At 37.1% G+C, this 16435-nt stretch carries 11 protein-coding genes and 1 pseudogene; all 12 read right to left on the reverse strand.

What is annotated here, in order from left to right:
• Window positions 1-24 precede the first annotated feature (24 nt).
• A complete protein-coding gene (locus ABC255_RS21475; RefSeq protein ID WP_412996742.1) occupies window positions 25-1329 on the reverse strand; it encodes an ABC transporter substrate-binding protein in 1305 nt (434 codons plus the stop codon).
• Window positions 1330-1517: 188 nt separating this feature from the next.
• Window positions 1518-2813 (reverse strand): ABC transporter substrate-binding protein, encoded by a 1296-nt coding sequence (locus ABC255_RS21480; protein WP_412996743.1) that lies wholly within the window; start codon window positions 2811-2813, stop codon window positions 1518-1520.
• A 23-nt stretch (window positions 2814-2836) separates the two neighbouring features.
• Window positions 2837-4396, reverse strand: coding sequence for a response regulator (locus tag ABC255_RS21485; RefSeq protein ID WP_412996745.1), 1560 nt, complete (start codon window positions 4394-4396; stop codon window positions 2837-2839).
• Window positions 4389-6173, reverse strand: coding sequence for a sensor histidine kinase (locus tag ABC255_RS21490; RefSeq protein ID WP_412996747.1), 1785 nt, complete (start codon window positions 6171-6173; stop codon window positions 4389-4391). Before ABC255_RS21490 ends, ABC255_RS21485 begins: the two co-directional genes overlap by 8 nt.
• Before the next feature lie 223 nt (window positions 6174-6396).
• Entirely contained in the window at window positions 6397-6711 is a 315-nt protein-coding gene (rhaM, locus tag ABC255_RS21495) for an L-rhamnose mutarotase (RefSeq protein WP_412996749.1), read from the reverse strand.
• A 3-nt stretch (window positions 6712-6714) separates the two neighbouring features.
• Window positions 6715-8705: pseudogene (locus tag ABC255_RS21500) on the reverse strand (beta-galactosidase).
• A gap of 30 nt (window positions 8706-8735) precedes the next feature.
• On the reverse strand, window positions 8736-9422 hold the full coding sequence (locus tag ABC255_RS21505) for a rhamnogalacturonan acetylesterase (RefSeq protein ID WP_412996751.1): 687 nt from the start codon (window positions 9420-9422) through the stop codon (window positions 8736-8738).
• Window positions 9419-11506 (reverse strand): glycosyl hydrolase 115 family protein, encoded by a 2088-nt coding sequence (locus tag ABC255_RS21510; RefSeq protein ID WP_412996753.1) that lies wholly within the window; start codon window positions 11504-11506, stop codon window positions 9419-9421. Before ABC255_RS21510 ends, ABC255_RS21505 begins: the two co-directional genes overlap by 4 nt.
• Before the next feature lie 67 nt (window positions 11507-11573).
• Window positions 11574-12605, reverse strand: coding sequence for a glycoside hydrolase family 88/105 protein (locus ABC255_RS21515; protein ID WP_412996755.1), 1032 nt, complete (start codon window positions 12603-12605; stop codon window positions 11574-11576).
• Between the two features lie 186 nt (window positions 12606-12791).
• A complete protein-coding gene (locus ABC255_RS21520) occupies window positions 12792-14105 on the reverse strand; it encodes a Gfo/Idh/MocA family protein (RefSeq protein WP_412996757.1) in 1314 nt (437 codons plus the stop codon).
• Between the two features lie 34 nt (window positions 14106-14139).
• Window positions 14140-14979, reverse strand: coding sequence for a sugar phosphate isomerase/epimerase family protein (locus ABC255_RS21525; protein ID WP_412996759.1), 840 nt, complete (start codon window positions 14977-14979; stop codon window positions 14140-14142).
• Between the two features lie 21 nt (window positions 14980-15000).
• Window positions 15001-16086, reverse strand: coding sequence for a beta-galactosidase BglB (gene bglB / locus ABC255_RS21530; protein WP_412996760.1), 1086 nt, complete (start codon window positions 16084-16086; stop codon window positions 15001-15003).
• Window positions 16087-16435: the final 349 nt, after the last annotated feature.

The raw sequence follows: 16435 nt of genomic DNA on the forward strand, positions 1-16435 counted from the left end.
GGTGATCAGCTATCGAAGTGGAAATTATTTTTTGTTTTGTGATAAAACACTTTCGGCTTGCTGTCTAAATTGTTTTGCAGCATCTTTCACACTTAAATTTCCATAAGCCATTTGTTCAGATAAACTGTCAAGAGTTTCAATTACTTGTCCGGCACCAACTGGGTCTGGACCATCAAATGCTGAGCTATTTCCTTCTGCCCAATCAACATAGTCGAATACTTGAACTTGTGCTGGTGAAAGCAACGGCTTTAATGCATCTTTTACTACTGAAGAGCCTGGAACACCACGATCACCAAGGTTTAATTTGTTTGCTTCAATATCATTGATCATGAAATCAATAAACTTTGCTGCTTCTTCTTTATTTTCTGAGTTATTTCCTACAGACCAGAACATAGCCGGTTTTAAATATAAACCTTTGTCGCTGTCAGGACCTGGCATTGGTGCAATCGCTAGTTCACGATTTGCAACTTGCTGTAGTCCTACGAACTGGTTAGACCATTGGTATACACCAATTCCGCTATTTGTAACTAGTGGGCTATCTTCTAGACCTTTAAGTTGTGCTAAATAATCAGGAGTTGGAACTGCTTTGTCTTTTACTAAACCTGCAGTCATGTTAAAGAATTCTTCGAACATCTTGTCATCTTTATATCCAAGAGTTGTACCATCTTTGCTATAAAGTGACTTGCCTTGTGTTCTTAAGTAGTAGTTAAAGAATACATCTGCTTTCATACCTGTATCGATAAATAGGCCGGCATCTTTTGCTTTCGTTGCAATTTCTTTATAGTCATCCCAAGTCCAATTTTCATCAATAGAATCTACACCAGCCTTTTTAAGCAACGCTGGATCATAATGGAAACCAACAACGTTTACACCTGTGTTAATTCCGTAAAGCTTATCGCCAACTTTTCCGCCATCCATGACATTGTCAGAAATATCTTTGGTGTTGATTTCTTTACCAACATATTTAGATAAGTCGGCAATTTGATCATTTTGAGCATATTGAGAGAAGTAAGATAAATCCATTTGGATAATATCAGGAAGCTCATTTGCCGCTGCTTGTGGAGCTAGCTTTTTCCAATAGTCATCCCAAGCTGCATATTCTGCTTCTATTTTTACATTTGGATATTTTTCTTGATACATTTCGATAATTTTAAGTGTGTAATCATGTCGTGGCTGAGATCCCCACCAAGCGATACGAAGAGTTACTGGTTCATCTTTTTTGTCTTCTTTAGGTTTTGTTTCTTCACTGCTCGTTGAACTGCTGCTGTTACATGCTGCTAATGTAAAAACTAAAACAAATGAAAACAATAGCACTAAAAGTTTCTTCATTCTTTATTTCCCCCTTCTATTTTTCACACTTTCATGTAAGTGTTTACATTCTTAATTATGCAATGAAATCAAAATTGTCTGAATCTAAATTTCCGCTTTGTTTGTTTAAAAATCAGACATTTAAAAAAGCTCCCTTGAAACAAGCAGCTGCGTACTTGTTCCAAGAGAGCTTTCTTTTAGTATTTAGGTTAGTTATTGTTTAAGAGAATTTTATTTGCTTCCGTTCTAAATCGTTGTGCTCCCTCAGTTGGTGTAATTTTTTTAAACAATATTTGTTCAGAAACATCTTGTAATAGTTTCACAACCTCATTACTGCCAAGAGGGTCTGCTTTATCAACTTTTTTGTTTGTATTTTTTACTTCATTTACGTAATCGAATACCTTTTTCTGAGTAGGAGATAAATCTATTTCTAATTTCTCCACAACTTTCGTGGAAATGGGAACTCCTCTTTCACCTTTAATGACTTTATTCGCTTCAATATCATTTATAAAGAAATTTATAAATTGAGCAGCCGCCTCTTTATGCTTTGAACTTTTTGACATTGAAAAAAGCATACTAGGTTTTACAGAAAGCCCCACTTCTTGTCCTGGCCCTGGAGGAGGAAGAAGCTCAAGCTGCCGGTTTGATGCTTGCAAAAAGCCGATATATTGGTTTGAATATACCCATTGCATCGCAGACTGTTGCTTTACTAACAACTCATCTTCGATTCCTTTTATCTGTTCAGTAACATCCGCTCTTGGGAAAGCACCTTCATCTAGAAGTCTTATTTGCATGTTGAAATAATCAATAAACAATTGATCATCATCATACCCTAATCCAGTTCCTGTTTTATTATATAAATTCATGCCTTTTGTACGTAAGTAATACGAGAAGAACACATCCGGTGACTTCATCCCGTTTGTACCATAAATACCTTTGTCTTTTTGGACTTGTAAGGCTATTTCCTCAAAATTGTTCCATGTCCAATTCGCATTTGGCTTACTATCTCCACCTGAAGAAAGTAAATTGGGGTCAACGATGATGGCTGGAGCATTTAATCCTAAAGGAAAACCATACAAGTTTTCATCAATTCTCCCACCTGATAGAATTCCCTCACTGATTGATTCTGTCTGAATTACCTCTTGATTAATATAGGGGGTTAAATCTTCAAGCAAGGAATTTTTAGTATATGTTTTAAGATAAAGCAAATCCATTTGGATAATGTCAGGAAGTTGATTACCCGCTGCCATTGGGGCTAATCGTTTCCAATAATCATCCCAATTTGAATATATTGGCTCGACTTTAATAGTTGGATATTTCTCCTCAAACAATTCTATTACTTCCAAGGTATAGTCATGCCGAGGTTTTTCTCCCCACCAGGCTATTTTTATGGTTATTTGCTCCGCACCTTTACTCCCTGCAGAATCTACTAAGTCGGAATCTCCACACCCACCAGCAAAAAATACCATTACTAGGGATAAAGTAGAAAACAATAGTTTTTTCATATTTTTTTCCCCTTTTACTCTTTTTACAGACCTTGTAAAGATTCTCTTTTGTATTCTGATGGAGTAAAACCTGTATGTTTTTTGAATACCTGACTAAAATATTGAGGGTTTTCACCATAACCAATTTTTTCGGCAATCTCGAATACCTTTACATCATTTTCCTTCTCAATCATTCCTATAGCTAATTCAATTCTTAATCTCGTAATATAATTTGAAAACTTTTCCCCTGTTTCTTTTTTAAATAGTTTCCCTAGATAATCGGCATTCATATATAACATCTCGTTTGCAACCCAATGCAAGGATAAATTTTCATTTTCAATATACTTGTCAATCGTCTCGATTACCTTCTTAATAATCGTTGAATGTTTATTATTATTTTGATTAAAAAATGTCAGGGTAATTTCTTGGGCAACGTTTTCAAAAAACGCTTTCAAATTTTTTATCGTGTCGATTTCTAAAAGTAAATTTAATTTGGTTAAATACATATTCATCTCTTTAGGTTCGCATAAACGAATCATCGCATTAAATAATTGGATCACATAGGACTTGGTGATATTTATATCAAGTCTTAGCTCTATTAACTGATTAAAAAATGTCTCTACTTCTGCATTAACATCACACCAGGATCCGGATTTCACCAATCGGCAGAAGGTTTGGTCATCATAATAGAACTCTAATTCCTCTGTTTGGTTTTGATAGGCAATGTCTTTTTTTGTAATGACACCGCCTTCTCCTAAATAAAATCGATAAGCTAGACAGTCCAGTGCTTCATTATATAGTTTATTTGCTGTACTTATTTTCCCTGAATCACTGATAGCAACCGTAGAATCTATTTGGTAATATTGAAAGAATGTTTTTTTAATTTTTTCGATTTGAGAGAGTAGTATAGAATAGCTGCAATAATCCTCCATTAGGAATAATATAGTTTCCCCAACCATACAACTAAGAATATAGGAATCAAAAATATGTTCAGCTATATTTTTGATGGCGAACATATGCTCAAATTCAAAATTCCCTTCTAGTTGAAATAATACCAGCCTAACGTTCGGTGTATGTAAATCTATATTAAACAGTTTTTGATAGTACTCTAGATCTTTATTTTCATAATGATTGGTTATAAATTCTTTCATCAGCTGTTCTTTGGCATAGGGCAGAACACTGTCTAGTGTTCCTTTCATATTTTGAATAAATTGTTCACGAATTTGCTTTTGGTGTAAATCCTCACAAATCTCTGTTATAGCATCCATAATTGAATTCTCATTACAGGGTTTTAACAGATAATGCTTCACCCCGTATTGCATCGCCTGTTTGGCGAAATCAAATTCACTGAAGCCGGATAATAAAATAAATCGAATCTCAGGAAATACACTATTAACCTTTGCAACTAGCTCGAGACCATTCATACCAGGCATTTTGATATCACTAATCACGATGTCAGGCTGTTGCTGTTCAATGATACTAAACGCCTCAATCCCATTTCTTGCGGTCCCAATTAAATTTGTCCCAATCGACTCCCAATTGATTACCTTTGACATCCCCTCCGTTATAATTCGTTCATCATCAACTAGCAATACCTTATACATGGTACTCCCCCTTATCGAAAGGTAAAACAATGATTACTTTCGTTCCTTTATTAGGCTCGCTTTCAATCTCTACTCCATATTTCTCCCCGTAGGCCAATTTAATTCTGTCATTAATATTCGACAAGCCTACCCCTTGTCCTCTGGTTTTTACTTCTCCTCTTTTTAACTTTTCTATAAAGGCTGGCTCCATTCCAGGCCCATCATCTTCGACAATCAGTTTAATACTTTCTTTTTCTACTATTGAATAAACACTAATTTTACAAGGATCAATCTTCGGCTCTAATGCATAGTGAATGGCATTTTCTACAAGAGGCTGTAACGTGAGCTTCGGAATATAAAACCCACCTATATCTGAATCTACCTCCATGCGAAAATCTAATCTTTCTTCAAATCTATATTTCTGAATTATCACATAATTACCCACAACATTAAGCTCTTCTTCAATCGTGATCAGTGGTTGTTTTAAGCTGATTGAATTACGCAGTAAAAAACCAAGTGCTTCTACCATTCTAGATATTTGTGTCTGCCCATTGCCTTTTGCTAACCAGTTAATGGATTCTAATGTATTGTATAAAAAATGAGGATTAATTTGAGCCTGCAGCGCCTTAAACTCTGTCTCTTTAATTGTCAGCTGTTTAGAGTAATTTTCATTAATGAGTTCATCAATTTGTTTGATCATTGTCTGAAAATTTTGCTGAAGTTTACCAACCTCATCATCCTGCATAATAGGCGTTTTAAGTGCATTCCTGCTTGCTTCCTTAAAATCTCCCACTTTTACATATTGCATGCCAGCTACAAGATTCTCCAAGGGACTCGTAATGTTCCTGGCAAATCGAATTCCAAATATCGTTACAACAACAAACATAAGTATAAATATAATAACCAAAAATGTTTTTACCTTATTTATATTCTCAAATATTTGATTAAAAGGAATCACGTTTAAGTAACCCCAATTAAAGTAGTTGGATTTAATGTGAACAGTGAAATAATTCTTTTTATCGATTTTTTTTATTTGATAACCTGAATCTACTTTTTCAGTATCTAAAGATATTGCTGCTTCTTTAAATAATGAATTTGTTTCTTTTGGAAAGATAATATTACTATCTCTAACAATTAAGAATTCACCATCCATTTTTCTTGAGCCTTCTAAAATATTTGCAACAAGTTTATCCATATTGATATAGATAACGATCGTACCAAGATTGTCAAAGCTTAAGTTGCGAAACTGTCTTATTTCTCGTGCTGTTGAAAATAAAAAATCATTCTTCTCCGGGTTTAACCAAACATTACTGCCATTAGCCTGTATGGCCATTTTGGTAATATCTGCTTTTTGCGAGGGAGTAAGTTTTACTGTCTTTGGTCCGACTACATATTCTTCTCCATTTACATCTACTAAATTAATAGATTGGATATATTCTTCCTTGTTTGCATAGCTTGTAAGCCTGTCCAACATGTTCGTACGCATACGGAATTTGTCATACTCGGTACTGTCTTCACTGATTGATGATAAGTACTGCTGGATTTGGGAATCTGTCAAAATATTATAGGACAGTTCCTCTAAGTTTTTCAATTCACTCTCGATACTATTAGAGGATGTACTTAAAACCTGTGAAGACTTACTATAAATCTGCTCATCGTAAATATGAAAAGCGTACTGTAATCCAAAAAAAGTAAAAGAAAACGATATAACCATTATCCAGGATACTAGTAGAAAAAGTTTATATTTAATTTGTAAACTATTGTAATTCATCTTTAATCTATCAAGTATCTTTTTCATTTAGGTTATTTCTCCATTTTTTATAGTAAGATACTGATCGCCTAGGTGTAAGCGCAGTCATTCGTGGGTAGTAAAAAAAGTTTTTTTTACTAAAACTTTTGTAAAATTAATTAGATTTTAACATTTACTTTATGTTTTTCATAGTGCTATTTGTTTATGATTAATCTAACTGCAAAAAGACCACCAACGAATTTGGTGGTCTAAAATCTATTTAAGTAACCTATTAATCTAAATAAAACACTTGCTTTAATTCGGTTGAAACTGGGCTGTTATCTGGGTTTGTTTCCATAATATCCTTCATATAAGCCCACCATTTTTGACAAATCTCTGTTTCGGCCATTTTATTCCACTTTTCTTCGCTCTCAACCTCAACATACGCAAAAAGGTTATTGGTATTTTCGTCTAAAAAAATAGAATAATGATGTGCGCCATGGTTCTTTAGTTCTGTTTCCATTTCCGGCCATAGCTCGTCATGACGTTTTTTATATTCCTCCTGATAGCCGGGAAACAATTTCATAATTGATGCTTTACGAATCATTTTTTACAACTCCTTAAATTTAATCATTTTAAATTCAAATCTGCCTAGTTCTAGTTTACCTGGTTCTATTACTTTATTGGTCTTTATATCTAAACCTGTTAGTGGGATGGTGACTGAGCCGCCATTCCCGTCCATGTTGATAATAAACCAGACGGTGTAGCCATCACCTTGTCTAGGAGCAACAATGGTACCCTTAGATACATCGGTTCTCATTGTCAAACTTGCTTCTTGTGAATAGTGGTCGACTAGTTTCTGCAGCAGTAGGTCTCCCGCGTCTCCCACTGGCAACGACCCCAGCATAACGATTTTTCCTGCTCCGAGCCTATGCTCAGTGATAAAGGCTTTTCCTTTAGAAAGACCCTCTTCGATAATTCCAACCTCACTACTGGAATCCGCTTCAAATACGGAGCTCCATAATCCTAATGGCGCAGAAATATCAAAAGCACGCCCAATCGTTCCTGTACCATCCATCGGGTAGGTATATAACACCTCAACACCAGCAAGGTTCTCTAGCTCCCCTAATGCTCTATCCGTATGAATCGTATGATTTTCAGTCCTGCCGCCCGTTAATGGTCCGGCAATCCAAATTCCGCCATTTTCCACAAACTGTTTCGCAGACGCAATATAATCTGAAGATAAATAGTGAATAAACGGTGTAAACAGTAGTTTATACCCGTCTAAGCTTGCTCCTTCTGGTATAACATCACGGTGAATTCCCATTTCTACTATCCGCTTATAAAAATCAGTAATTAATGTTCGGTGATTTAACTCCCGATGAGGTTCGGTTTTTAAAAATGCCTTTCCACGATCGGAATAGGTAATCGCCAATTCAGCTTGAGATGGTATAGTAGATGTGATCGTTTCTTCGATTTCCTTTCTCGTCTCTTCTACTTCTAACACATTCGCATAACCAACTGTAGGTTTTCCCCATGAACTTATCACCGAGCCATGAGGCTGTTCACAGCCGGCACGCTGCTGTCTCCATAACCAATAACAAAATGCTTCTGCACCTAATGCGTATGCAGCTGCCGCTTCTACTTTTAAATATCCATTTGGATGTGGATTTGCATAGCTTTCTAATGACGCTGCATAGGATGGACTTGTCTCCATTACCCAGTAATTTCTTCCTTTTTTGAAGTTTCTCCATAAATCATTGTTAATTAAATAATTTTCGATGTAATCAATGGTTGCATAGGTGTCAAATGAAGCAAAGTCTAAGTTTTTGTACAGTCGTTCATTGTCTACACTAAAGAAAACAGAACTGTTATGCGTAATAGGTGCTGTCGAATACTTTCTAATGATTTCTGCCTGTTCATCGGAAAAATCAGCGATTTTCTCCATTGAAAAAATTTGGTACATCGTACTTAACGATGAGTTGTGTAAAAACGGTGCCGGTCCCGCTGCGGTACCTGTTCAAAGCGATGATAATATTCACTCCAAATCTTCGTCCCCCAAGCATCATTTAAGTTTTCTACCGTTTCATAACGATTCTTCAACCACTGGTGCCATTGTTCTTTACAGGTATTACACATACATTCACTTACATGACACTTGAACTCATTATCTATCTGCCAGCCGATTACTCCTGGCAAACTGCCAACTGCTTTGGCTAGATGCTCAGTAATTAGCGCGGCTCTTTCTCTAAAATAGTTATTGTTCGTACAAGCATGCTGCCTAGAACCATGTCCCATTACCTTTCCATCACGATCGACATACATACGCTCTGGATGTCCATCAGTAAACCAGATTGGAGGGGTTGGCGTTGGTGTACACATGACAGTTTCAATCCCATTTTCATAAAGCTTTTCGATGGTGTTAACAAAAAAACTAAGATCAAACTTACCTTCTTCTGGCTCCATCGTGTGCCAAGCAAATTCTCCCATTCTAACCACATTAATGCCAGCCTGCTTCATTAGAAGAATATCTTCTTCCATCACCTTTTCATCCCAAAGCTCCGGATAATAGGCCGCTCCATGATATAATTTATTACCCATATTTATCACCTCGTTCGTTAGACTATCAATCTATCTTTTTATATAAGATACTATTGGGAGCTGAAGTTCTTTAATGCCTTCAATTACTAACTTCCCAACTTCATTTGCACCGTGTTCTGAGAAGTGAGTATTATCCTCAATACCGTCAGGGTAATTTGGATGTTCATTTGCCGCGAATTGCGTGAACAATTGCCTTGATCCCTCGACCCCCAAGGTTTGATAAAGCTTTTCTGTTTTTTCCCATAGATTGATAAGCTGGACATCTAGTTCTTCTGCCAGCTGTATCATCGATACTGGATAATCTCCAAGAGTATTGACTAATTTCCCCTGTTCATTAAAATTTCTCCGATGTACAGAAGTAACTAAGATTGGGGTAGCCCTTTTCTCCCGTGCCCCATTAACATATTTAGTCAAATATGACTGATAGGTTGTAAAGGCTTGCGTACCGAATGATTTTTGGTCGTTATGTCCAAATTGAATAAATAGGTAATCGTTGGGCTGAATGAACTCAAGAATGATATCTAAGTACCCGATTTCAATAAAGGTATTGGTACTTGCTCCACCCTTGGCAAAATTAAGAACTTTCACTTCCTCTTTGAAAAAAGATTGGAACAATTGTCCCCAGCCTGCCATCGGTGCCTCATTCCGGGGACAGCTCGCCACCGTTGAATCTCCTGCTAAAAAAATATGGATAGGTTTACTTTCATTACTTTTCACCTTTTTCCCTCCTTTTCGAAGAATTTTTCTGCAAGCCTTTTTGCTAATTCATCATCTGACAACGGATTTCGATGAGTATTCTCCAAATAAATGTATTTTTCTGTTTCCGGCATGAGGTATTCTTTGTACCAAAGGAAGAAATCAGGACAGTCTCCCTGCATCCTTAGAAACTTACGCAATGCTTCCAGCGAATAAATGGTACTGTCTATATTTGTTAACCAATCTCCCCGATAAAAATGTTCCCACTTCCCTTGTTCTGAATGTTTTAAAGCTTGTTTAGATTCCTTGTAATAATCGATTGATCTCGATGCATGGACAAAGGCAAGTGGATAATCGTTTTGGGTAAAAGAATTAAAGGCATTACAAAGGGAAATAAATCCTCTACATCCAGAGGCATGTAATTCCGCCTGCAGCAAAAGCTGATCAGCGAAACGCTGTCGGTCTTCTTCTGGCAGCTGTAAAGAAAGATCCCTGCACTGCTGTAGTAATTGTTCCCATCCAGTTAAACCATTCTGACATTTTTCCAAAAACCATTTCACTTGATCTGTGAAAGGAATATCACCGGTCGCCCAATATAATTTTTCCAGCGGAATACCTGTTTTCCCCTGCAGCCAATGGCCCAAAATCTTCCTTGCAGGGTGGTGATAAAATTCATCTCCAGCTTTGTCATCTGTATTTGGACCATAGGAAATCGTTTTTTCAAAATAGCTTCTATAGAGCTGGGCAATTTCTTTTGTATTCGTTTTATATAGACGCCCAGTAAATGCCAGTAAGTGTTCTTCTACATTGATTGAACCGTTATTCCATAATTGACTGACAATATCTAGCGGGTAAATATGCATCCGGATATTTCCGCTATTTAGCAGCAAGTATGATAATGCACCTGCATCAAATGCTTTTTCCAGTTCTTCTGTTATCAACTCCGGCTGGGATGGAAACATTGTTAAATGATTAGAAGCCTGGAGGTCATGAAAGGTAATATGATAATAAATTCCATGTTCCCCTCTATCATCAGCAGTTGGGAGAGAAGGAATCCGATAGTTTTCATTTCCTTGTCTTCTGGACACCATCTTGCCATATCCGTTATCCGCCCATATCTTTATTACATCGTCAGGTACCTTAATATGTCCTGCTTTATATAGTTCGGAAATTTCTCCATATAAAGCCATGGAACAGACAGGACTATCTACTGATTTTCTAATCATTTCATATTGTCTGTGGACAACCTTGGAAATCATGGCACCTCTTTTTTCCGGTGTATCAAATTGGGGATCATAATGCCAAAATGGCGCATCTCCCTGCCCGCGAAACGAAAGGACCCACACTATTTTCTGATTCTTTTGTTTCTCTATCGCTTCTTCCCATAAGGACTCAAATAAGTCCGGATGTTCCTTGTAGCTTGGTGTTTTACCAGGAAAAGCCCTTAAAAACATTTCGGCACCTAATGGTTCAGCATGATGATGGGTCACCCATAATCCCATCTCAGCTGCTAAATCTGCATGGACCCCGTACTTCGGAAGATCGGTGCCAGGAATGACCATGTTTCCGCCGCATCTTAATAACGCTTCGAATACTGGTAACCATATTTCTTTCGTTGGCGGGTATTCTTCCTTCCACCCAATCAGACAAACCTCATCATTAACAAACCAGCCACGGTACTTTACGGCCTTTTCTAGTGAATCGAAATCATTTGTTGGTATATGTATGTTTGTCTTTTGATTAACAGGTATGTCACCCCAAAACCAAAAGGGGTCTACCTCTAAATATTGGCGGCTGTATTCTAGCAATCCGTAAATGATTCCTAAATCATCAAAACCGATAATATGGAAAGACCATTTTCCGTTATTTTCTGTAAAACGATAGCTATACGCTTCTGGTCTTGCTGGACATTCTTTGTCCGATGCTGCATATCTAATAACCAAATCAGCTTTTTCTGAAAAAGATGATACAAGTACTGGCGGTTTTCCGAATACCTTGGTATGATCTCTCGCAATCATATCCACTGCATACTTGACCGGAGTTGATATATTTTCTGGTATGGAAATAATGGAATTACCATCAATAACGACATAGGAAGACTTCATTCTCCCCCTCCTTTACCTTAGTAAAAATAACCTGTGGAAGTTTGCCGCATTCCACAGGTTATTTTATTTACAAGTTCTTATTTTCTCTTTTTAAAAGCAGTGATAAGAAGGCTAAGACAAGCCCTTGTCCCCATCCTTGTACTCGTTTATAAGGAACTTCTCTGTAACCGTCGACGTCAAACATGACCGCTGTTCCTGCTGATGCTCCTGTAACCGAACCGTCTTCTCTTATTTGAGAAAGGATTCCTTCTACAGATCTTTGGATATATTTGTTATATAATTTCCCTCTCGTTAACAGTGCAGCGGCAATCCCAGCTGAACCTGAGGTTTCAAGATAAGAATCAGGGTCGTCTAGGATTGTATGCCATAGTCCTGTCTCTGATTGTAAACGTACTAATGCACTTAATTGATCACGTAAGGAACCTTGAATAATCATAAAGGAAGGGTGCTGAACCTCAATAAGTTCAAGTGCCCGTGCCATGGTATACGCAGCCCAGCTGTTTCCTCTTGCCCAAAAAATTGACGACATATGATTTTGTGCAATATTATCCCAGCCGTGATAATAAAGATTGGTGATATCATCCTGAAGAAAATTTTCATGACCATGATATTGTTTTAATCCAAAGTTAAAATAATCCTCGCGATTTAGGAGATGACCAATTCTTAACAGAAAATATCCTGCCATAAACATCGTATCGACCCATGCCTGTTCGGGGAATTGATATTTATCTCCGTTTACCGTATGCTGCAGGACACCATCAGCAAAGCGCTCGGCGTCATGAAGCAGATAATCTGCCATTTTTACAGCAGTGTCTATATACTTTTCTTCATTTGTCGCTTTGTATAGTGTTAAAAGTACGTGCCCGATGGAAGAAGCATTTACCGTTAACCTAGGGAGCCCATCTTCTAATTCTGAATCGACCCAAGCCTTAATGGCTTGTAGATATTTCTCTTCACCGGTCGCTTCATAGGCTTCAGCTACACCAAAAAATGCGACTCCACCTGGCCAATCCCAGCTGAAATCCATGTTAAAGGTTCTTTCAACAACACGATCAATTGCCTGTGAAATCTTGGTTTCCTCAAGTACTAATTGCGGCATGTTTATCCTCCTTAATAGGAACCAAAAGACTAGTTTGATTCCCTCTATCTTGATTTTCCTGCTTCAACGGGAGCCAAAACACTTCTTTGATTCCCTCTATCTCGATTTTCCTGCTTCAACGGGAACCAAAACACTTTTTTGATTCCCTCTATCTCGATTTTCCTGCTTCAACGGGAAACAAAAGCTCTATAACACAGCCTTTGAAAAATCTAGATTACTTTTCAATAAATCTTTAATCTTCATCGGCTTATTTTCTTTCACGGAACGCCATACACCCTCACCGACTGCAATGGAGTATGCTCCTGCTTCTGCGCCCGCTAAAATGGAGTACGAGCGAGTCTGATCTACACCCATAAAGAGATCCTCTAACAATACAGGGTCTCCACCGCCGTGTCCCCCTCCCGTTTGGAGAACTTCAATGGTCTCTTTTGCCCCGCCAAATAACGGAAAGAGCTCAATTGTTTGTTCTGGAACAGAAAAAGGAATTCGGCTTGGTTCGTGAAATTCAGTTGTTTCAATTCTTCCTTTCGTTCCGTTAATGGCTAAACGATAACCTTCATACGGAAGCGAGAAATTTACGGAATAACTTAAAAAAGCACCTTTATCATACTTAACAGTAGCTACATACGTATCTTCGATTTCAATTTCATGATCAAAAATACAGGAGTCGGGACGATAATGGGTATAGTTTTGAGCCGACTTTTCTATGCTGTCAGCTTTTATATGGTCATCTTTTACAGCTAAATTATTTCGGCGGTTTGACCACCGCATATAGTATTCACACGAAAGTTTCTCATCGCATGTACTGCAATAGCGGTTGTCGGTTGGACTTGGATTAAATTCTCCGTCTTTACCGAAGTAATTTAAGGCTCCATAGGCAAATACTTCTTCAGGATTTTGATCAAGCCACCAATTGACTAGGTCAAAATGGTGTGTTGATTTATGAATCGATAAGCCGCCTGAAAAATTCCGATTACGATTCCATCTCTTAAAGTAACTGGCTCCATGATAGGTATCAATATACCAATTTAGATCAACAGAAGTGACTCTACCAATCTTTCCTTCTAGAATCAGTTCTTTTATTTTTCGATGGAACGGATTATAGCGGTAGTTAAAAGCAACGATTACTTTTCCCCTGCTATTCTTTTCTGCTTCTACAACTCTTCTTGCATCCTCTGCTTTTGTCACCATTGGTTTTTCGGTGATAACAGTCAAGTCGTTCTCTAAGCCTTGTAAAATATAGTTAATATGTGTATCATCCCTGCTAGTTACAATCACTGTGTCAGGAGTTGTCTCTTCTATCATTTGTTGGAATTGATCGGGTTGATAAGAGGGAACCGTTTTTAATTCTGCGAAAGTATCCTTACACATTTCAATTCTTCTTGGGTCACTGTCTAGTACTCCGACAATTTGGTTATTAGAGCCAAATTGATTAAGAATAGAATTAATAAACATTCCTAATGCTCGATTACTTAATCCACAAACGACAATTTTATTCATGGTCTCACTCCTATCCTTCAATCTAATTTAAAGATTAAGCCTGTTGATACTTATCCTTTAACAAAGCAACACTTTCACTAATAAATGGTTCCTTCGTTTCTTCAAGTAAGATATTCATATATGGTTTTTTCTTTTTTAACACGTTCAATATATAATCGAAATTTAAAAGTCCTTTTCCGACTGCTGTAGGTACGAGCTGGTTATCTTCTAAAACAAAATCTTTTGCATGCAGGATTACAACTCTGTCCCCGAATAACTCCATTGCTTCTTGGAAGATTTCTTCTTGATTTTGGTACGTATCAATCGTTAATAGATTTACAGGGTCGAGAATCACTTGTAGATTATTAGAATCAATTGAATCTAATAGTCTCTTCATTACTTTCGGCGAATAAACAGGATGGTTTACTCCTGCCTCCACCCCAACAATAACGCCAAACTTTTCAGCTTCCTTAACGAGTTCACGCACACTTTCAACCACTTCTAAAAAAGGTTCTTCTTTAAAGTTCTCTTCGGTATAGAAAATCTCCGCATTTACATTACCTGTTTCTGTGGCAACGATACTGCAGCCAAAATCTCTGGCAAAGCGGATATGCTCTTTAAAACGCTCAATCCCTTTTTTTCTCTCAACCAAATCAGGATGGATCATATTAAAGTAGCAGCCTAATACAGCAATTTGTACATTGTGTTTTGAGAATGCACTTGCAACATAACGCGCTAAGCCTGGGCTCAAACTTCCTAGTTCCGTATTCACACCCTCTAAGGATTTACTTAGAGCCAATTGAACAGATGTTATTCCTTTGCCAGCAATTTCTTGTACTAACTCTTCTAATGGCAGGTTTTCAATATCATGTGCCCTTATTCCGATGTTTACCATTTTCATCCCACCTATGATTATTTAAATTCTGTGATGCAAGTATTCTACTAATGATAGAATCGCCATTGATTGTCCGTAAGGCATGGCTGTAACAGGAATTTGGTTGTAAAACTCTTGCGTTTCTCCCATCGCCGTTCCAGCTGAAACATGCTGCAATTCACCAGACCCATCAATGTTTTCAATCACAGCCTTGATTGCTTTTAATCCCATATCATTGTATTTCTTTCCAACATAGCGTTTCCGGACAGATCTTAATGTCCCAAACGCAAAACCAGCTGTGCAGGATGCCTCAACATATGAAGTTGGATCGAGCAGCAGGGTATGCCATAAACCGTTTTCATTTTGACAGGTTTCAAGTGCTTCTAATTGTCTTTCTAGTGTATCGATTAAAATCTGGCGGACTGGATCTTTTTCATTTAATTCTACTAAATCGAGGAATTCAGGAATTGCAATGGTTACCCATGAATTTCCACGCCCCCATAGTGCTTCAGCAAAATTATGATTTCCTTCAAACGTCCAACCATGGAACCATAATCCTGTTTTCTTATCAAATAGATACTTGATATGTATTAAGAATTGTTTTTTTGCCTCTTCAATGTACTCCGGCTTATTTAGCAATAAACCAATTTTCGTTAATGGCAAAACACTCATCATTAAAGTGTCATCCCATAGTTGCTGGGGATTTTCATTCCCAAACACAACATGCTGAATTCCGCCATCTTTGGTTCTTGGCATATCGTGGTACAGCCAGTCACCCCATGTTTCTAAATATGGAAGATATGTTGGATTACCAGTTTCTTCATACAAATATGCAAGCGTTAACATTTGTACCATCGTGTTAACATTTTTTTCAACAGGAGGTTCTTTAAATTGGTCATCAAACCACTTTACAATAATGTTTAATACTTCTTCTTTTTTCGTTAATTTATAATATTTCATCATTCCATAAAGGCCTACACCTGCTGTCCATTCCCAATAGTTGAAACTCTTATTATCTATCTTTCTTCCATCAGCCAGGGGAATCGCATATTTCCCATCTGGATCATTTAGGTTTATCAAGTTATCAATTAGGAGCTCAATTTTCTGTTCAATTTCTTGTCTATGCATCTATAATTTCCTCCTCTAATGTAATGAAAATGGATAAGCGTAATTTTTATAAAGATTCCTAGTATATACTGTTTCATTATATTTCAACTAATTTTCATATTTAATTTAAAATTCAGTTTTAATTTAATAAAAAACAGTGATTTGCAAAAACCTAAGGAATATTATTAAAACCGGCATTTTTTTGTTTCATCATCCAAATAGCAGAGAAATAGGACATTTAAGCTGTGTAATTTGGCATAATCAGCCATTTCAGATATGAGATAGCACTGTTTTTTTATTAAAGAGAACTGATAATTAAATTTATTGTTTGGAATATTTAAAATAAAATTTGTGTAAGCGTGTTCATTCT

It is taken from the genome of Neobacillus canaveralius (assembly GCF_047237705.1).
GTDB classification, from domain to species: domain Bacteria; phylum Bacillota; class Bacilli; order Bacillales; family Cytobacillaceae; genus Neobacillus; species Neobacillus niacini_K.